This window comes from Rahnella sp. P4_A8 (genome assembly GCF_056402435.1).
Window position 1 is genome coordinate 1 of record NZ_JBFUHK010000063.1, and the last position, 20175, is coordinate 20175.

Annotated in this window: 17 protein-coding genes and 1 pseudogene; 12 read left to right on the forward strand and 6 right to left on the reverse strand. The window is 52.2% G+C overall.

Annotation, left to right across the window (positions count from 1 at the left end; genetic code table 11):
• The 5 genes and pseudogenes from AC1DUO_RS20430 to AC1DUO_RS20450 form a co-directional block, all read right to left on the reverse strand.
• Window positions 1–188, reverse strand: a pseudogene (locus AC1DUO_RS20430) (hypothetical protein); the annotation flags it as partial.
• Between the two features lie 40 nt (window positions 189–228).
• Window positions 229–999, reverse strand: coding sequence for a hypothetical protein (locus AC1DUO_RS20435; protein ID WP_477988521.1), 771 nt, complete (start codon window positions 997–999; stop codon window positions 229–231).
• Window positions 983–3082, reverse strand: coding sequence for a lipase family protein (locus AC1DUO_RS20440; protein ID WP_119262374.1), 2100 nt, complete (start codon window positions 3080–3082; stop codon window positions 983–985). The genes AC1DUO_RS20435 and AC1DUO_RS20440 overlap by 17 nt, the downstream gene beginning before the upstream one ends.
• A 193-nt stretch (window positions 3083–3275) precedes the next feature.
• Window positions 3276–5753, reverse strand: coding sequence for a membrane-bound PQQ-dependent dehydrogenase, glucose/quinate/shikimate family (locus AC1DUO_RS20445; RefSeq protein ID WP_168444404.1), 2478 nt, complete (start codon window positions 5751–5753; stop codon window positions 3276–3278).
• A gap of 397 nt (window positions 5754–6150) precedes the next feature.
• Window positions 6151–7038 (reverse strand): LysR family transcriptional regulator, encoded by an 888-nt coding sequence (locus AC1DUO_RS20450; protein WP_013577978.1) that lies wholly within the window; start codon window positions 7036–7038, stop codon window positions 6151–6153.
• 140 nt (window positions 7039–7178) lie between these two features.
• Between AC1DUO_RS20450 and AC1DUO_RS20455 the strand changes: the two genes are divergently transcribed.
• The 12 genes from AC1DUO_RS20455 to AC1DUO_RS20510 all read left to right on the forward strand — a co-directional run bounded on the left by AC1DUO_RS20455 (window position 7179) and on the right by AC1DUO_RS20510 (window position 19724).
• On the forward strand, window positions 7179–8738 hold the full coding sequence (locus tag AC1DUO_RS20455) for an ABC transporter substrate-binding protein (RefSeq protein ID WP_013577977.1): 1560 nt from the start codon (window positions 7179–7181) through the stop codon (window positions 8736–8738).
• Between the two features lie 93 nt (window positions 8739–8831).
• The gene (locus AC1DUO_RS20460; RefSeq protein ID WP_119262376.1) at window positions 8832–9716 is read left to right on the forward strand and encodes a dihydrodipicolinate synthase family protein; all 885 of its coding nucleotides are present in this window, start codon (window positions 8832–8834) and stop codon (window positions 9714–9716) included.
• A complete protein-coding gene (locus AC1DUO_RS20465) occupies window positions 9713–10663 on the forward strand; it encodes a nucleoside hydrolase (protein ID WP_013577975.1) in 951 nt (316 codons plus the stop codon). Before AC1DUO_RS20460 ends, AC1DUO_RS20465 begins: the two co-directional genes overlap by 4 nt.
• Before the next feature lie 4 nt (window positions 10664–10667).
• Complete coding sequence (locus tag AC1DUO_RS20470) at window positions 10668–11630, forward strand: nucleoside hydrolase (protein ID WP_119262377.1); 963 nt, start codon at window positions 10668–10670, stop codon at window positions 11628–11630.
• The gene (locus tag AC1DUO_RS20475) at window positions 11627–12601 is read left to right on the forward strand and encodes an ABC transporter permease (RefSeq protein ID WP_013577973.1); all 975 of its coding nucleotides are present in this window, start codon (window positions 11627–11629) and stop codon (window positions 12599–12601) included. Before AC1DUO_RS20470 ends, AC1DUO_RS20475 begins: the two co-directional genes overlap by 4 nt.
• On the forward strand, window positions 12601–13518 hold the full coding sequence (locus AC1DUO_RS20480) for an ABC transporter permease (RefSeq protein ID WP_477988526.1): 918 nt from the start codon (window positions 12601–12603) through the stop codon (window positions 13516–13518). Before AC1DUO_RS20475 ends, AC1DUO_RS20480 begins: the two co-directional genes overlap by 1 nt.
• A 2-nt stretch (window positions 13519–13520) precedes the next feature.
• Window positions 13521–15320: an ABC transporter ATP-binding protein gene (locus AC1DUO_RS20485; RefSeq protein WP_041689189.1), complete on the forward strand. Its 1800-nt coding sequence runs from the start codon at window positions 13521–13523 to the stop codon at window positions 15318–15320.
• A gap of 181 nt (window positions 15321–15501) precedes the next feature.
• A complete protein-coding gene (locus tag AC1DUO_RS20490; RefSeq protein WP_119262378.1) occupies window positions 15502–16461 on the forward strand; it encodes a 3-oxoacyl-[acyl-carrier-protein] synthase III C-terminal domain-containing protein in 960 nt (319 codons plus the stop codon).
• Window positions 16436–16696 (forward strand): acyl carrier protein, encoded by a 261-nt coding sequence (locus AC1DUO_RS20495; protein ID WP_013577969.1) that lies wholly within the window; start codon window positions 16436–16438, stop codon window positions 16694–16696. The genes AC1DUO_RS20490 and AC1DUO_RS20495 overlap by 26 nt, the downstream gene beginning before the upstream one ends.
• 64 nt (window positions 16697–16760) lie before the next feature.
• Entirely contained in the window at window positions 16761–17330 is a 570-nt protein-coding gene (locus AC1DUO_RS20500; protein WP_223510010.1) for a hypothetical protein, read from the forward strand.
• Window positions 17327–18679, forward strand: a complete 1353-nt coding sequence (locus tag AC1DUO_RS20505) for an MATE family efflux transporter (RefSeq protein WP_119262380.1) — start codon at window positions 17327–17329, stop codon at window positions 18677–18679. Before AC1DUO_RS20500 ends, AC1DUO_RS20505 begins: the two co-directional genes overlap by 4 nt.
• The gene (locus AC1DUO_RS20510) at window positions 18669–19724 is read left to right on the forward strand and encodes an alpha/beta fold hydrolase (protein WP_013577966.1); all 1056 of its coding nucleotides are present in this window, start codon (window positions 18669–18671) and stop codon (window positions 19722–19724) included. The genes AC1DUO_RS20505 and AC1DUO_RS20510 overlap by 11 nt, the downstream gene beginning before the upstream one ends.
• A gap of 3 nt (window positions 19725–19727) precedes the next feature.
• On the opposite strand, the gene AC1DUO_RS20515 is transcribed toward AC1DUO_RS20510, so the two are convergent.
• Window positions 19728–20175: helix-turn-helix transcriptional regulator (locus tag AC1DUO_RS20515; protein WP_477988530.1), on the reverse strand; the 448-nt coding region annotated here is incomplete at its 5' end.

Genomic DNA, 20175 nt, shown 5'->3' on the forward strand with positions numbered 1-20175 from the left:
GTTTTACACTTATCTGAACGGTAAAGAACTTCCATTGGTAAAAGAACGGTATCTGCCGGAAGCGTGAAGACCACGTCGATCCACTTTGCATTCTGAGGTGGAGACAGAGTGCGGTCGGGAGTGTTATCACAGCCATAAAGCAGCACGATAAAGGATATAACCGCATAATTCTTATTTAAAAAATTCAACTTCTTCCTCCTTGAATATGTAAAACGAAAGAATCCCTTTCTATTTCATCGATAGTAGCTTTTCATAATCAGGCTTTATCTTGCGTACATGCTCAATGCTTCCATTGGGATAAGTGATCATCATCCCGACTCCACGTTCTTCATCACCCTGTAGTAATACTTCTTTCTGAGAGTGTAATATCGGTTCAATGGCTATTTTCTGAGTATCTTGAAGTTTGTAACGTCGGCTCCATCTGTCATAATTTGTATCACCACCAAACATCTCAATAGATRTTTGATTGAACATTTGATTTATAATAACCATAGGRAAAAAATCTGTTTTCAATTCAAGATTTCCACTGGTAATTTGTGCTTCACCGGTGGCGTAACCATCACTAAAGCCATAATCATCAAAATCAAAAATATAATTAGTAGTAATTATTTTCTTCCCTTGTACTAGAGGATTGTCATTGGAAAATTTAAAGCTGACTTTAATGGAATTAAGCTGCCACTGACATGGCCCGCCGCCATCAATGGCAATCCGCTGCTGTCTGATATCACTGTTTTCCTGCGGGGGGAATGCCTGCATAAAACCGTTATATCCGCGAATTTCGTAGGCTTCATTACTCGAGTTGTAGCTTTTAGTCTTGCACCGTTCAGAACGGTAAAGCATTTGCAATGGCAATAGTGTAATGCCTTCAGGAACCCTGACGACTATGGTCACGCGCCGGGCATTTTCCGGCGGTGACAACGTCTGGTCTGTTTTGCCATAACAGGCGGAAAGCAAAAATACTGTCGGCATCAACAGGGCTGTTTTATTTAGAAAATTCAACTTCTTCCTCCGTAACTGCAGCAAAACGTAGCAGGGCATTTTTGCCCACATCTTCTGAGCGGGTGCGGGTTAGTGCCACCGGCAACATATCCTGAAGCGCTATAAATTCCTGGTTTCGCTGTACTTCATCCTGATTAGCACTTCCTTTGGCAGTTGCTTCAATCTCCTGCCTGAACTCAGCCCGCTTCTCCTTCCGGTCCATCTCAAGATCCGGATTTGCCAGCTCAAGTACCTGATTATGGATATAAGGCAGGTAGCGGTGTGCCATAGAATGGCTGGAAGGGTTACTCAAAAGTCCGTCCAGTTCGGGATTAGTGTTTCTGGGGAAGGTTTTTCTCAGGTTAACGGTATCCAGACACCCGATAAACTTCGCCTGATGCTCGCCGGTGGCATTAAGGCATTCTTCATTCAGTGAGGGCACCAGAAAGAGTTTCACCGACTGCTTATGGCAGGTGCTCACCACGCCGGGTGCCGGATTATCGCTGCCTCCGCCGCCTATCCACGGAACGTTCTGATGACGGGATTGCATCACGCACTGCTGAGCCTGGAAAAATATCACTGTATTGCCGTGATGCCAGTAGGGATCTTTTTTATCGGAAATTCCTGTGGACTGAAAAGCCAGGTCGCGAACAGCCACTCCCAAACCGGTAAGTGTTGTCACCGACCAGTCGAAGCCGAGTTTGTCGCCCAGTGGCCCCCATTTCTCATAGAAAATATTGTCTACATCGGCATCGGGAGGAATTTGGGTGACTGAATCGTTATCATTGACGTGGCGGTAATGAGTTACAGCGTCCAGTCCGAGCACTGCTGCGCGAGTGAAGGTGCGTGGCATACCGAAAGTATACAGAATAGGGCGGCTGTTCTTCATCTCGGCAGCATAGGTTAAGGCCAGCGCACCGCCCAGACTGTGACCACAGATGAAAAGTTTTTTCGTGCCTCTCCCTTCATTTAGAGAAGTGATTACGTTCTGAAATCTAAGCTCGAATCTTTGTTTTGCTAGCTGGTAGGCTTTCAAAAAACCGCCGTGTATGTGACCCACGCCACCAAGCTCAGGCTGGCATTTTTTGGGCGCAAAGGAGATATCTGTCAGAGCGTTTAACAAACTGTCCGTACCGCACCACGCAACGATAATGTGAGTATCACACTCAACTGTAAAAAGCCTGGTGTCACCCTCAGGATTTAACCCCTCACCCGTATTCAGATACACAGGTGCAAGATAACGTTCCCGGAAGGGGACATCTACGGCCAGCGTGTGGTAATAAGACGGGAATTCGGCAAACTGCGGGATTGCAGACAGATCCTGACATTTATTCCGGAAGAAATAATCAATGGTATTGTTCTTCGCTTCAGCCGAATAGGCGAGGTCAGCCATAATGCCGAGGTTTAGGCTGTTGGCAAGATCAAACGCGGTGGTGTCATGCAGTGCCAGCACCCACGCCCGGAACGGGCAGATTTCAATGACGTGCCGCTGCTTTAGCGCCTGACACGCTATCTCTGTGCCTTTCAGCGAACGCCCTTGCTGAAAATGAAACTCCGGTGGCTCCTTCTCCTCCCAGCCTTCAATGTGAGGCAACTGATCGCAAAGTTCACCGATGGTCACGTAATGGTGGATATGTCCTGCGGCCTCGGCTTTTTCCTGTACGTCAGATCGCCAGCTTTTATCTCGCGTTTCCCGACGAAAGACATTTTTGCTCACCGGCTGGCTGTTAGGATTGCGCCGAAGTCCCAGCGGGCGCTGCTCCATTTCGTCGGCCAGCTGCTGTGCGTCTGCTTTTACGTCGACCGTTATCCAGGACAAATCGTCGAACCTGACCAGTCCCTGGCTGTCTGTCACTCCGGCAGGGGGATTAGGTGGTGGTGTGGGATCGTAGTGGTGATTACTATATTTTTTCCACATCGCGACGTCTTGCGCGGATGCCAGCGGATGGTATTCCAGTGTGACCTTCAGTCCGGTAACGGGGAGATTATTCTCATCGACAAATTGCAGTTCCAGCCAGAATCTGGGGGTTTCACCACGGCAGTAAACAACCTTACCTTTGGGTGCAACACTGGTGATAACGCTGTTGTCTCCGATGATTTCCATGCCAATTCCTTTTGGTTAGTAAGGGTAATGGTTGCATCATACTCGTCACTCTCCTTAACCCAAATTATTTGTTTAGTATGTTTTAACATTGCTGTCGTGAAGACAGGAACATCATTAAAGGTATCTGTGGGTTACGTTCAACAAAAAAGCCCGCCGGTCTGCACCAGCGGGCTTTGTCATTGACTGCGAAATCTTACTTCTGATCAGGCAGCGCGTAGGCGATCACGTAGTCGCCGCGTTCTGCGGACTGACGTGCGCCACCGGCGCTGATGATGATGTACTGTTTACCGGTTTTCGGTGAAACGTAGGTCATCGGGCCGGACTGGCTGCCGACCGGCAGACGGGATTTCCAGATTTCTTTACCGTTTGCGGTATCGAACGCGCGCAGATAGAAATCCTGCGTACCGGCGAAGAACAGCAGGCCGGATTGCGTTGACAGGCTCGCGCCCAGCGTTGGCATACCGACTTCCATTGGCATGCGCATTTTGATGCCCAGCGGACCGGTGTCTTTCACCGTACCGACCGGCACCTGCCAGACGATTTTGCCGGTTTTCAGGTTCACCGCAGACATGGTACCGAACGGTGGTTTCTGGCAAGGAATGCCCAGCGGAGACAGGAAACGCTCGCGGACTGCGCCATAAGGTGTGCCGTCCATCGGTACCAACCCCATCTCGATGCCGCTCGCGCCGGTCGGAACCTGGGCACGCGGAACCATGTAGTTCGCCAGACCCAGACGCATATCATTCACGAACATGATGGCGTTGTTCGGGTCAACCGAGACGCTGCCCCAGTTCATGCCGCCCAGAGAACCCGGGAATTGCAGGGAACGATCCAGACCCGGAGGCGTGTATACGCCCTGGTGACGCATGCCTTTAAACTCGATGCGGCACAGCAGCTGATCCATTGGTGTCGCGCCCCACATATCAGACTCTTTCAGCGTCTGGTTGCCGATGTTTGGCATACCGACAGAGAAAGGCTGCGTTTTGGAGTAGCGTTCGCCAGGGACATTACCCTGCGGTACTTCGCGGTTTTCCACTTTGGCGACCGGCTGGCCGGTTTCGCGGTTCAGCATGAAGATCATGCCTTGTTTGGAGGTCTGCACCAGAACCGGCGTGCTGCCACCTTTCCCGTCCGGCAGGTCATACAGCAGCGGCTGAGACGGCAGGTCGAAGTCCCACAGATCGTGATGGGTGGTCTGGAAGGTCCAGCGGACTTTACCGGTGGCCACATCTACCGCAACAACAGAAGAACTGTATTTGTCATCCAGCTCGGTACGCGTGCCGCCGAAGAAGTCTGGCGTCGCGTTACCGGTAGGCATGTAAATCAGACCCAGTTTTGGATCGTAGGACATGGCCGACCAGACGTTTGGCGTACCACGGGTATAAGTCTGACCTTCCGGTGGCAGTTTGGTGATGTTCGGATTACCCGGATCCCATGCCCACACCAGTGCGCCGGTGTGCACGTCGAATGCACGCACTACGCCCGGAGGTTCGCCGGTGGAGAAGTTATCCGCTACGCGACCACCGACAACCACTACGTTACCCGCGACCAGCGGGGTAGAGGTTTGCTGGTAGTAGCCAGGTTTCACTTCGCCCATGCCGACTTTCAGATCCACCACGCCGTTGTCACCGAAATCAGCGCAAGGCTTGCCGGTGTCGGCGTTGATGGCGATCAGACGGGCATCAATGGTTGGCAGGAACAGACGACGTTCACAGGTAGCGCTGACGGTACCGCCGGTAGCCGCAGGCGTTTGCGGAGCGTTAGTGGCTGGCGCGGCAGCTTCTGAGGCTGCGTTCGGGCTTGCCGGCTCAGCAGCAGGTACGGCGGCAGGTTGTGCTGCGGGTGCCTGTGGCGCGGCGCTGTTCTCGTAATAGCCCAGCCCGCGGCAACGCTGCCAGTTAGGTGCGGTGGAGTTGGAATCGTAAGACCACAGCTTTTTACCGTCATCCACATTCAGGGCGATCACTTTGCTGTAAGCGGTACACACAAACAGCTTGTCACCGATTTGCAGCGGCGTGTTCTGGTCTTCAGCGCCGGAGCCGTTGCTCTGTGGGATATCACCGGTATGGGCAATCCACGCAACCTGAAGTTTATCCACGTTGGTTTTGTTGATCTGATCCAGTGCAGCAAAACGGTCGCCAGCGGTAGTGTTACCCCAGTTTTCCCAGTTCTTCTGCTCTGCACCTTTATCTACCGGTTTCACCGGCACCTGATCGCTGTCGGCGCTGATGATTGGCGTCGGCACGAAGGTATTACCGAATGCGGCAATCAGCGCAACGGCCAGAACAGCCGCCAGCGAGAAGCCTGGCCCTTTACGCACCACCAGGCCCGCGCGTGCCTGAAGCAACGGATAGGCCAGTGCCACCAGGAAAGCCAGCACGCCGAAAGTGAACAGGCGGGAGAACAGCGGCCAGAACGTGAAGCCCGCGTCCCAGACAGCCCAGATAATAGAAAGCACAAAGGCCACGGCATACAGCCATGCGCCTGACGGCTTACCTTTAAAAATCAAAACGGCGGAAACGATGAGCGCCAGACCCATCAGCAGGAAGTAAACGCTTCCTCCTAATGTGGCCAGGTACGCACCACCGATACCGAGTGTCAGGCCGATGACGACCATCAGCGCACTCAGTAACCAGAGGAGCCACGTCCACTTGTTATTTGTTGTTGGCATGATTTATCTCACTGCATTGGTTTGTAGAAAATAGGTTGTAGAGAACTGTTGATGAAAAGCTGGTACCACTTAATGACCACCCGTTATTAAATGAACCAAATAGAACAATTTCGCGCAAAGAGTAATACTTCTCATCGAGGTTGTGAATGTGTAACGAAGAGTTTGAAATTAGGTAAATTATTATAGATTAGATTATTATTTATGCAGGTAAATTTTATTCATTGATTTTAAAGAATAAAATAAAGTGTTTTATTCGTTATTTTGATAACTGAAGTATTTGATATACGTTTTTCATCTAATTAAACGTACCAGCCGTCCGCAGACTTCTCACCATAAAGGGGAGAAGGGGAACACGTTGGACTCACTGGTACGATTTTGGCGAACCTGACGGGGAGTTTTACAAATAGCCTTCAATTAATGTCTTCATTTCTTTGGTGATATGTTCCACCAGACGGCTTTTCGGGATCTGCGGCGGGAAAACGGCGAGATAGGCGATGCTGATATCTGGCGTAAACGGCTTAAGCACGATATCGCTTTTGTGGCTGCGCGCCGTGATGAAATCCACCACACCGATACCCAGATTATTCCCCGCCATCACACAACAATTGTTCAGCGACGTTTCAATCGGGTTATTCATATATAAGTCGAGGCGGCTCATCACCTGATCGAGCTGTTCACGCAGCGGCGTTTTGCGCCCGGGTATAATAGGGCGGTAACGCGTCAGATCCATCGCGGTGACGACATTCTGTTTGGCCAGCGGGTGACGTGGTGACATCACGGCAACGGCATTGGCCCGCGCCAGCATTTCCGCTTCCAGCCCCTTCACATCCGGCTTACCGAAAATGAACCCGACGTCGTACTGATTGCTGGTCACCACATCGGTGATGTGCGTCGTGCTTTCGATATCCAGAAACAGCGAGATATCGTCAATACTCTCAATCAGCGGCGGCAAAATGTGTTCGACGCACAGCGCGGAAAGCGCCGCAACCGTGCCAATGCGCAAAACGCTGCCTTTTGAATGACGTATTTCGTCGGCGATACGTGAAATATGTTCAAGTCCGAGATACAAACGCTCGACTTCACGATACAACTTGATGGCATCGTCGCGCGGGATCAACCCGCGTCCGTCGCGGTCAAACAGCTTCAGATCAACCGCATATTCGAAATCGCGGATCAAGCGGCTGACCGCAGGCTGCGTAATGTTCATCATATTGGCGGCGGCGGTCATGCCACCGGTAAGGATCACCTTGTGAAAAGCTTCTACCTGTCTGGGATTAATTTTCATATGCATCCTCAAGATCCATAACATTTGTTTATGGATGTAACACAAAATACAATTTTCAATTCAGAAGTCCACCCCCTAGACTCCAGTTTACGATCTGATACACATTGCCTGAAAATCTAAAATAATTAAGGGTTAAATGAATGAGAAAGTCCGTTTTGGCAGGAGTGCTTTCCTCAGCACTGGCCACGCTTTTTGCTTTACAGACCGTACAGGCTGCTGATCTTAATATCGGCCTTGCCGCATCAACCACGTCTATGGATCCGCAGTTTTACGTCGGCGGTGCCAACAGTGCGATGGCACGCAACATATTCGACGGCCTGGTGAATCAGGACGAAAAACAACACATAACGCCAGCGCTTGCAGTGTCATGGAAAGTCATCAACGACACCACCTGGGAATTTGCCCTGCGTCCCGGTGTGAAATTCCACGATGGCAGCGATTTCACTGCCAAAGATGTGATTGCCAGCGTGAAACGCGTGGCGTTGGCCTCAAAAAACAGCCCGAGCGCCTATACGCCGTACGTCAACGATATCGCTGACGTCACCGAAGTGAATCCTTTAACGGTGAGAATTGTCACCAAAGCGCCAACACCATTATTACTTAACAACTTAAGCCGTGTTGCTATTTTACCGGCCCGGCTTGAGACGGTCGGATCGCAAACCCTTAATGAAGGGAAAGATGTCATCGGTACCGGCCCGTTCAAATTTGTCAGCTGGACACCGGACGATAACGTCGTGCTGGCGCGTAACGATCAGTACTGGGGCGGAAAAGCGCAGTGGGATAACGTCACCTTGCGCGTGTTCAAAAACCCGAGTGCCCGCGTGGCGGCAATGCGTTCAGGCGACGTTGATATGATTGAAAGCGTGCCGACGGCAGACGGGCGGGATCTGGGCAAACAAGCCAGTCTGCATCTGGAATCTGTCGCCGGTAACCGTATTTTGTATTTACATCCGGATCAGGATCGCGATGTGTCGCCATTCGCCAAAGGGCCGGATGGCAGCAATCCGCTGAAAAAACGCGAAGTGCGTGAGGCGATGTCGCTGGCGATAAACCGTCAGGCGATTGTGGATCGCATCATGGACGGGCAGGGCGTTCCGGCGTCGCAGCTGGTGCCGAAAGGTTACTTCGGCTATACGCCGTCGATTGCCGCACCGGTTTACGATCCGGTGAAAGCGAAACAATTGCTGGCGCAGGCCGGTTATCCGGATGGTTTTACGCTGACGTTCCATGCATCGAATGACCGTTATCCGAACGATTCTAAAATTGCGCAGGCGCTCGGCCAGATGTTCAGCCGCGTTGGCATTAAAACTGACGTCGTGACCATGCCGGGCAGCGTGTATTTCTCCCGTGCATCCAAACGCGATTTCAGCCTGATTATGGGCGGTGCGGCGATTGAAACCGGTGAAGCCTCCGGTGTGCTGGGGCCATTGCTCGAAACCTTCGGGCCGAACGGCGGACAAGGCAATCGCGGGCGTTACTCGAACCCTGAATTTGATAAAACACTGCTGCAGGCGCGGGAAACTCTCGACGATGGCCAGCGTGAAAAGTTACTGCAACACGCCACAGAGATTGCGATGAAAGACGAAGGCACCATTCCGTTGCTGTTCCTTTCATACACCTGGGCGATGAAAACACCTTATACCTACGTTGGTCGCTCAGATGGCTATACGTTGCCGTACTTTGTCCATAAGAAACAGTAAGTAAACGCAAAGTGCATACCAAACCCAGGCGGGAATACAGCACCAACACCAGGGCTGTACTAAGGTAGTAGTTTACTAAAAGAGAGAGAAGCTATGACTTCTTTTAGCGGTGTGTATCCCTATCTGGTTTCGCCGGTCACTGATGGCGGCCAGATAGACAAACCAGTGTTAACAGCGCTGGTCGAACACCTGATAAACAGCGGGGTGCATGGTCTGACGCCGCTCGGCAGTACAGGTGAATTCGCTTATCTCAATGCAGAACAACGCACGGAGATAGTGAAAATTGTCGTTGAAGCCGCTCGAGGCCGCGTTCCGGTTATTGCCGGTGTCGCAGCCACCACCATTCAGGACGCCGTAGCGCAAACCGCTCGCTACGTCGCGCTGGGTGTCGACGGTATTCTGGCGATCCTCGAGGCCTATTTCCCGGTGCCCGAACAGGGCGTCGAGGATTATTTTCGTGCCATCGCGACCGCAGCCGGAAAGCTGCCGGTTGTGCTGTATACCAATCCGCAGTTCCAGCGTTCTGATCTCAGCCTGCCTGTCATCGAGCGGCTCAGTCACGTGGAAAATATCAACTATATTAAAGATGCCTCGACCAATACCGGCCGGTTGTTGTCGATTATCGAACGCACGCAGGGGCGGATGCAGGTATTTGCCGCATCGGCACACATTCCTGCCTGCGTGATGCTGATTGGCGGCGTGGGCTGGATGGCCGGTCCGGCCTGTATTGTGCCGAAGCAAAGTCTGGCGCTGTATGAGGCCGCGAAGCAGGGCGACTGGAAAAAGGCGATGGAGTTGCAGCGTCCGCTGTGGCGTATCAATGAAATCTTCGCCAAATATTCTATCGCCGGTTGTATTAAAGCCGCGCTGCAATTGCAGGGTTTTGAGGTCGGCGATCCGTTGCCGCCGCAGGTGCCATTAAATCAGGCCGCGCGTCAGGAAATCGCTGACGTTTTACGTTCCGTGGGGGCGCTGTGAAAACCCTGCCGGTGATCATTGACTGCGATCCGGGCATTGACGACGCCATTGCACTGCTCAGCGCGTTCGTCGCGCCGCAACTGAACATTCTCGGCATTTGCACCGTGTGTGGCAATCAGCCGCTGGCGAATACCACACGTAATGCGCTGCAAATTACCGAGCTGGGTTACCGGCTTGATATCCCGGTGTTTGCCGGTTGTCATCAGCCGCTGCTGCGCGCGCCGATCCACGGCCAGTTTCACGGCGAAAATGGTCTGGGTAATACCACCTTTCCCGCGCCACAGAAACAGGCTGACGCCGTTCATGCCGTTAACTTTCTGATCAGCCGCTGTGAGCAGGCGATTGAACATAATCAGCCACTGACGCTGTGCGTGCTCGGGCCACTGACCAATCTGGCAACGGCGCTGCGCATGAAACCTGGGATCACTGAGGGTATTGGTCGCGTGGTGCTGATGGGCGGTGCGTATCGCGAAGCCGGTAACCGCACCATGACCTCTGAATTCAATATGCTCGCCGATCCTCATGCCGCGCATATTGTGTTTTCCTCGGATCTGAACATTACGGTTTTACCGCTCGATGCCACGCATCAGGTGATTCTGACGCCGGAACATGTGGCGAAATTTATCAAAGTCTCCGGGCGGATCTCCGTTCAGTTGGGCGAATTAATGGCGTTCTGGGATCGCAACGACGTGCGCCGTTACGGTTCACGCGGCGGGCCGTTACACGATCCGCTGGTGATTGCTTACGTACTGGCGCCGGAACTGTTCAGCACCGAAAAAGCGCGGGTGTTTGTCGAACACGACAGCGAGTTGTGTATGGGGCAAACCGTCGCTGACTGGTATGGCAAGTCGGGACTGACACCCAACGTTGATATCGTCACGCACGCAGAGGCCGACAAAGTCTTCGCGCTGTTTTACGAACTGCTTTCACGTTATGCCGGGAAATAAAATTATGAGCCAGCGCATCATTATCGATACCGATCCTGGCGTGGATGACGCCATCGCGTTGTGGCTGGCGCTGGCCTCGCCGGAACTGGATGTGCTTGGTGTGACCGTTGTCGCTGGCAACGTGGCGCTGCAAGACACCGTGCGCAATGCCTGCAAAATTGTCGCGTTGTCTGGCAGAACCGCTACGCCCGTTTATGCCGGCGCACCCGGTCCGCTGGTGCGTGAACAGGTTTATGGCAAATACGCACACATTGGCGCGTTCAAAAATGAACTGGTGCCAGACACGGAACTGCAACCGCAGGCCGGACACGCGGTGGATTTTCTGGTGCGGACATTACGACAGGCCGCCGGAGAGAACTCACCGATCACCTTGTGCGTCATCGGTCCGATGACCAATATTGCGCTGGCGCTGGGAATGCACCCGGACGTCGCGCGTGGCATTAAACAGATCGTCACCATGAGCTGCGCCTTTACCGCCCTCGGCCATCGCGTGCCGTGGGCTGAATTTAACGTCTATGCCGATCCGCATGCCGCCGAAAAAGTGTTTAACAGCGGCGTGCCATTGATCATCATGCCGCTAGATATGACTTTTCAGGCGCTGATCAGCGCAGATGATATTGAAGCATTAAAACAGGATGGCGGCCTGCCGGGCGAATCTACTTCTGCTTTACTTAATGCGTTTGACCGCAGTGATCTCAACCGGTTTGGCCGCGAAGGCGGGCCGGTGCATGACGCCACCACCGTCGCGTGGTTGTTGCAGCCAGGCCTGTTTGAAGGCCAGCTCGCGCGCGTGGGCGTAGCGGTTTCCGGTACTACAGCCGGATATACCTACGCGGATTTCTGGAACAAACTGTCGACGCCGCCTAACGCCACGGTCATGCAGAAAGTGGATGAATACGGCTTTTTCAGTCTGCTGCGCCGTGTTTTCTCGCGATACGGCAGCCGCGATGGCGACGCAAACGCATGAGCCGTTACCTGCTCGGGCGTTTCGGGCAAACGTTGCTGACGCTGCTGGTGATGTCGTTGCTGGTTTTCGGCGGCGTGTATCTGGTCGGCAATCCGGTTGACCTGCTGCTCAGCACGACCGCGACGCCTGCTGAACGCCTGAGTGTGATCCAGTCTTTTGGCCTCGATAAACCGGTGTGGGAGCAGTATGGCCTGTTCGTGGTCAATGCCCTGCATGGCGATATGGGTAACTCCTTCATCTACAATCAGCCCGCGCTGCACCTGATTTTCCAGCGTATGCCCGCCACGCTTGAACTGGCGCTGGTGGCGTTTATGCTGGCGCTGGTGATTGGCATTCCGCTCGGCGTATACGCCGGTCTGCGCCCTGACGGCTGGTTATCGAAGTCGATCATGACCGTCTCAATTTTAGGCTTCAGCCTGCCGACGTTCTGGATTGGCCTGATGATGATCATGCTGTTCAGCGTCAAACTCGGCGTGCTTCCGGCCTCCGGGCGCGGTGCCACGGTAGACATTTTCGGCGTCCCCGTCAGTCTGTTTACCGCCGACGGTCTCGCGCATCTGATCCTGCCCGCCCTGAATCTGGCGCTGTTTAAAATCTCGCTGATTATCCGTCTGACCCGCGCGGGTGTGCTCGAATGCCTGCAACAGGACTTCATCCGTTTCGCCCGCGCCAAGGGTTTATCGGAAAGCCGCATCGTGCTGGTTCACGTATTGAAAAACACCCTGATCCCGCTGATTACCGTCATCGGCCTTGAGCTGGGCTCGCTGATTGCTTTCGCAGTAGTCACTGAAACCATTTACGCCTGGCCGGGGATGGGCAAGCTGATCATCGATTCTATCGCCGTACTCGACCGGCCGGTGATCCTGGCGTATCTGATGATCACCGTGGTGATGTTCAGCCTGATTAATCTGCTGGTGGATGTGCTGTATGTGCTGGTGGATCCGCGCGTCCGGCTGGGGGGCGAAAACTGATGGCGTCTGATTCCGTACATTCGCGCAGCGCTGTTCAGGGCAAACCGCATTCCGCGTTTTACCACACCGTGCGTGCGCTGCTGCGCAACAAATTCTCCTTATGCGGTCTGATCATTTTAGGTATCGCCATTGTGCTGGCGGTGCTGGCGCCGTGGATCTCGCCACAAAATCCGTACGATTTATCGCAGCTCGACATCATGGATGGCCGCCTGAAACCGGGCACCACCAGTATGAGTGGCATGATTTACTGGCTGGGCACCGACGATCAGGGGCGCGATTTGCTGAGCGCGATTTTGTACGGCACGCGAACCAGTCTGCTGGTGGGTGTCTCCAGCGCGATGATTGCGCTGACCATTGGCGCAGCACTGGGGCTGATCAGCGCTTACGTTGGCGGCAAAACGGACGCACTGATCATGCGTATTGTCGATATCCAGCTCAGCTTCCCGCCGATCCTGATTGCGCTGATTTTGCTGGCGGCACTCGGGCAGGGTGTCGATAAAATCATACTGGCGCTGGTGGTCACGCAATGGGCGTATTACGCACGCGCCATTCGCGGCTCGGCGCTGCTCGAACGCCGCCGCAGCTACGTGGACGCTGCGCGCAGCATGGCGCTTTCCAGTCCGCGCATTCTGTTCCGCCATATTCTGCCCAACTGCCTGCCGCCGCTGATTGTGGTGGCGACCATGCGTATTGCTTACGCCATTATGCTCGAAGCCACGCTGTCGTTTCTTGGCATCGGTTTGCCGGTGACCGAGCCTTCGCTCGGCCTGCTGATTGCCAACGGTTTTGATTACCTGATGTCCGGCGATTACTGGATAAGCTTCTTCCCCGGCGTCACGCTGCTGGTACTGATCGTCGCCATCAACTTAGTGGGTGACGCCCTGCGCGATATCCTCAACCCGCGGAATAAAGATTGATGATGCAACCCCCGGTTTTACAGGTCGATAAACTGAATACCGCGTTTTCCGTGGGCGGCGAATGGCTGAATGTGGTGCGGGACCTTTCGTTCTCGATTGGCCCGAAAGAAACGCTGGCGCTGGTGGGCGAATCCGGTTCGGGTAAAAGTGTGACGGCGATGTCCGTCATGCGTTTGCTGGATGAAAAGCAGACCCGTTATTCCGGCAACATCCGGTTTGACGGTCAGGATTTACTGAGTCTCAACCGTTCGCAGATGCAAAGCATTCGCGGCAACCGCATCGGCATGATTTTTCAGGAGCCGATGACCAGCCTGAATCCGGTGCTGAAAATCGGCGTGCAAATCACCGAAGTGCTCAAACGCCATCGCGGCATGGACGATAAAACCGCGCGCGCCGAAGCCGTCCGGTTGCTGGAGAAAGTACGTATTCCGGCGGCCACCGCACGACTCAATGAATATCCGCTGAGTTTTTCCGGCGGCATGCGTCAGCGCGTGGTGATTGCTATCGCGCTGGCCTGTAATCCGCGTTTGCTGATTGCGGATGAACCGACAACGGCACTGGATGTCACCATTCAGGCGCAAATTCTGGCGCTGATCAAATCCTTGCAGGAAGAAGAGGGCATGTCCGTGCTGTTCATCACCCATGATATGGGCGTGGTGGCGGAAGTGGCGGATCGCACGCTGGTGATGCACCGTGGCGAAGCCGTGGAACAGGCAACCACGCGGGAAATCTTCCATCATCCCACACATCCTTATACGCGCGCGCTGCTGTCGGCGGTGCCGCGACTGGGCGCGATGAACGGCGTGGCGCTGCCGAAACGCTTCCCGCTGACCGACAGCCAAACCGGCGAAGTGCTGCCGGTGGCGGAGTCTGTCGATACGCTGCGCACCGGTCAGCCGGTGCTGGAGGTTAAAAATCTGGTGACGCGCTTTGATGTCAGATCCGGTCTGCTGCGCCGTGTTTCTGCCCGTGTGCATGCGGTGGAGGATCTGTCATTCAGCCTGCAACCGGGCGAAACGCTGTCACTGGTGGGGGAATCCGGCTGCGGGAAATCCACCACCGGACGCACGATTTTACGTCTCACTGAAGCGACTTCCGGTGATGTGCTGATCCGCGGGCAGGATATCCGCCGGGCTGACAGCGCACGGCTGGCGGATATCCGCACCCAGGCGCAGATGATTTTTCAGGATCCGTATGAAAGCCTGAACCCGAGAATGCGCATTGGTCAGGCGATTGCCGAACCGATGATAAGCCTCGGCTTGCATGATGCCGCCAGCGCCAGCATTCGCGTGGCGCAACTGCTGGAACAGGTCGGCTTGCAAAGCAATATGGCGACGCGCTTTCCGCACCAGTTTTCCGGCGGTCAGCGGCAGCGCATCTGTATTGCCCGCGCACTGGCGCTGGAGCCGAAAATGATCATCGCTGATGAAGCCGTGTCGGCGCTGGATGTGTCAGTCAAAGCGCAGGTGATTAATCTGATGCTCGATCTGCAACAGGAACTCGGGCTGGCGTATCTGTTTATTTCGCACGATATGGCGGTGGTCGAGCGCATCAGTCACCGTGTGGCGGTGATGTATCTGGGCGAAATCGTCGAAATCGGTTCGCGTGCCGATATCTTCGAAAACCCGCAACACGCCTATACCCGCAAACTGCTGGCCGCCGTGCCGGTGCCCGACCCGGATGTTCACCGCACACGTCCCGTGGTACCGGAAGAGCTTGCCAGCCCGCTGCGCTCAGCCACTTATCAGCCGCCGGTGCGTCATTACCGCGAAGTCAGCAACGGTCACTTTGTACAGCTATAACAGCTCCGTTTGTACGCTGTTCTTTCCGATTTTCCCTCCTGAACACTCATAACATTCCATTTTTGGGATTCAAAAATGGGAATTCCTGCCCTTTAAGCAATTGCAGGCAAAAAAGACGTTTTTTTTCTGGGATTATGGACTGCGTTTATAATAACTCTAAAATAATTCCCTGTGAGAATATATGTTGCCACTTAATGATTTATGCTGGTTGCCTGGTCGTATCTCTTTAAGGCCATTAAGTACGCTTGAATCATCTCATAATTTAAAAACAGGCGCGCTTAAGGTACTTGAACGTTATTACTCTCTGCACACAGTGGGAATGTTCTCTGGTAGCCATACAGAAATGTTACACGAAACCCTTTCAACTCTGGTGAATGAAAATCTGAATATCGCTAAGGGGCGGGGATATTTGGTCTATGCAAAAACGCAAACGCATAATACTTTTTTTGATGACTGCTGGCTTGATGAGATAGCGGCCCGTTGTGGAATCGGGCATTGGGAAAAATTAACAATTAGTCTCAATCATTGCGCATCGGCTTTGTCGGCGATTCATTTATTAAAGAACCGGGTAATAAAAAGCCAGTTACCGATGATCCTCATCACCGGTGAAAAGGCTTTCCACTGTGATATTAATAAGCTTGATAATAGTGTTATGGCGGAAATTCCTGCTGCCATGCTCCTCAATGCGGGGCATTCACCGTGGCAAATCAAGCAAACCGCCGTGCGGCATCTGTCTTCATTTTATAATAATCACAGAGAATTTCCGGCTGCCCGACGGCGGGAACTTTTCTCCTCACTCGAACAAGATTATTATGATTTCTATCTTTACGTACTGGATAAGTTTAGCCTTACGATTGACCATATAGATGCGATTGTTCCGGGTAATATAGATTTACCCATGCTCAGGAGAATTGCCGATAAACTGAACTTCAAGGGCGAGCTTTTTACTGAGCATATATCAGGATATGGACACGCTTATTGCTCCGATATTTTATTTAACTTGTCTTCTTTATTAAAGAGCTTCGAAGGTAAAAGAATTCTCTGTGTTGCTATGGGGATGGGGATAACGATGTCCTGTATCCTGATTGAAAAAAATGAAAATAATGAGGTAAACCATGTCACAACTTCTGTCAGCCGTTAATGATGCATTAAATGATGTCATGTCTGCAAAAATCAACATCACGCCGGAAACGGATTTTAATGAAGATTTGGATCTCGATTCAGTATTATTTGTGCAGTTCTTATTAACGCTGGAAGAAAAGATCCCCGGCCTGATGTTTGAACCTGATCAAATCAACCAGGATGCCTTCACCACTGTCGGGAAACTTATTCAATGGATTGAACAGCATCTGCAACTGGAGAGCTCTGATGTGTGAAGCAGAGTTTACCCGACTTTACTTTTTGTTCAGGGACCATGAGCCGGCAGAAGCCTTCCGGCAGATGCGGCAGAAATGGGCCAACCCGGCCAGCGGCGTATTTTGCGGCGGGTATCAGATTCTGGCAGCAGAAGGTGAAACCTGCGCGGAGCAGCACGCTGAGTCTGATCGTATTCTGGCGTCACTCGGGATTGCTTTGCAGCATACCGGCACAGAAACCATCACTGATGATCCGATCCCGCTGATGGCTTCTTTTGCGGCGCGCCTGGGGCTCCTGAGCCAGATCCTGGCGATGAGCTGGAAGCACTTATCCGCGCGAAAAAGTTTTGGCATAAAAACCACCCGACATCAGTTAGTGAAGGCGGATTTTGCCGATCTGAGCAACCAGACAGATTTACTTTTGCTCCAGTGGCAGATGCGCATTACGGCGCAGGACTACGCTGACCCGGAAGCGGATCACTGGCAGATTACGGAGCTAACCAACCGGGCAGAAAAACTGATGGGCGGGCATGGCTATTTATCAGGCTCGACGCACAGCCTTTCTTACCTGTCGATGATGATTTACAGCCTGTACGGGAAGGTCGCAGACGCTGCCATAACCGTGTTGCCAGCACGTCAGGAGCGTAGAGTATGAATACTTCACCTGAGATGACGTTGCTACGGCGTAACAGCCTGAGCAAAGATATCGCGGACCTGCTGAAGTTAGCCTGGCCGATGATCGTGGTGGCCATTGCCGTCTCATTTTCGCAAAACATTCAGACCGCGATTCTGGGGCACGGGAAAGAAACCAGTTCAATTTATTTGCTTTCGATGCTCCAGCCGTTCAGTTTCTTATTCCTGGCTATTCTGGAATGCCTGGCTATCACCAATCAGGTTTTCAGCGCCCGTTCGCTGAATATGTGGTCCCGCCAAAAGGTACTGGCGGCGACCTCCCTGCTGGCGACACTGGGCATCGTGATTGTGGCGCTGCTGAGCGGCGTGACGGCGCTTTGCGCTCCTCTTTTGCAAACCCTGTTGCCGGTCGCCGGCAATGCATTTTATTCCTCGGCATTACCGCTCTATTTCCTTTCCATGCTGCCGTTTATTCAGCTTGAGATGTGTAACAGCGCATTGCGCGGGCAGGGGAAAAGCGCGCTAAGCATGCTGTTAGTCATCGCGTATATCGTGCTGAATGCGTTGATCTGCTACACCGGCTATCAGGTTTATGGATTAGGCTTCAATTCGATTATTATTTCCAACGCCCTGGCTTCTGCTCTGCTTATCCCGGTCGCGCTTTGGCTGGTACGGCGTACCGGTCGCCATGCGGAAGATGACCGCCCCGGCGCATTTATTCCGCGTCTCAGCGGGCTTTTGCTTCAGGTGGGGATGCCCATTTTTGCCTCGTTAGTGGTACTGTTTTTCAGTTCTCTGCTGATATTCCCGTTAATCGGCACCCTGGGTGAGCAATATGTCGCTGGTTTTCTGATTGTGACCAAGATTCGGATGTTTATCGTCATCCCCGCCGTGGCCTGCGGATCCGCGCTGGCGATATTAATTAACCAGCGGCTGGCCATCAGCAGCGGAGAAGAATTAAAACGATTACTGCACCGTGGGTTAGCCTTTATTTGCATTATTTATCTTCTGCTGACCTCCGGCATCTATTTCACCGAAGTGAGTCTGATAAAAATTCTGTCCGGTGACCGAATAATTCAGGATGTCAGCAGCCAGATTTTACTGATTCTGTTACCGACGTTTTTCATGACGTCTTTTGTTGCCTCGCTTCAGGCATTGCTGGAACAATTAGAACAGGCCCGGCGGGTATTGGTATTAACCGTTATCATCGAATTGCTGACTGTCATCACCTTGCTGGTGGGATGGGATAAGTTCTCGCAACTGCAAAGTATTATGAATCTGATCATTGTCTTTAATGTGGTGTACTTTATCGCGTTCGGCAGAGAATACTGGCGGCTGGCCAATAAAATAGGAAGTGAGAATGTTTTATAGCTTCTTTTATCCCGTCCTGTTGTTTTTATCGCTGGTTCACCAAAATTATCTGCGGGTTTTGGTCATTATGCGATTGCGTCCGACGTTACTGATGAAAGCTAAAATAAGGCCTGCGACGCATTATACCCGGGCATGCAAATTAATCAGTTTATTCGACTTATATTCCCTGCATGCCATGTCTTCCTATCTTTCTGCGTTATACGCGTTGCGTCTTTTCGAAAAGACCCGGCCTTTACCCTATAAGCAGGGGGAAATCATGCTGCTCAGTCGCTGCGTGCAGGAGGAGCTTTATTGGCGCAAATCTTTTGTTAAGGTCTTCATTTATCCGCAAGCGGATCCTCAGGCAGAAAAAGTGTTGCTTCTTCACGGGTGGGATGGCCGGAGTATAATGTTACGGCAGATGGCGCAGCGGTTGCAGGAAAAAGGCTATACGGTTTTTGCGCCTGACCTGCCCGCACATGGTATTTCTCCCGGAAAAAAAGTGTCTTTCTATGATCTGTCGCGGGCTGTCATGGAGATGGAAAAGCATTACGGGCACTTCTCTGTGATCATTGGTCATTCGACCGGCGGATTAATTGGCTGCATGGCCGCGCTACAGGGACTGCTTTTTAAACGGATGATTTTAATCGGCAGTCCGTGCAGTTACGGGAAAATGATGGACAGATATGTGCGCAATAATAAACTGCCCAGGCGCATTGCCGTATCGATGAAAAAGCTTTATCAGCGCCGCTATGGTGTACATCCTGATGTTATTGGTCCCGAGCTTATCGGTTCAATAACGCAACCTGTCATGATATTGCATGATAAGAATGATCTCAGTATTGAACTGGATGAGGCCGAAATACTGAGCCATTCATTGAAGAAAAGTGAATTAATCGTTACAGAGGGAAAGGGCCACAACGGCGCATTACGTGACCCTGTTGTTTTCAATTATATTTCAAACTTTCTGAGGGATACTTTGCATGAGGATTTTTCATCTTTCCATGAACCAAAACTGATATTGCGTGTAGAGAATAATAAAAAATGGCATAAGAAATCWTATTAATAATTATAAGAAGTGCAGGTTGCTGATTAACATACTTCTTGAAAAGTTGTTTCTCTGGATGCCGAAAATGAAATCATAATCTGATGATTCTTTTTTTATTTCCGGGCGTGTTGTCCTGATGACATTCTGTTTGAATTTGAGCGGAGACTCGTTATAGGTCTTGCTGAAACTTCGGGAAAAATGCGGCAGCGACGAAAATCCACAAGCATAGCTGATATCTGTCAAAGACCACTCAGGGGCTAAATGGATAAATTCCCTGGCCAGCGCCAGCCGGACCTTCCACATCCACTTTATAGGCGTGACATCATAGAAATGTTTGAATATGCGGCAAATATCAAAGCGGGTTTTACCACATATTTTTTCCAGATCTTCAAGTGTGATCTCGTCAGAAATATTCTCCAGCATATAATTAATAATCTTAACAATACATAATGCTTTGTCTGTATGAGCG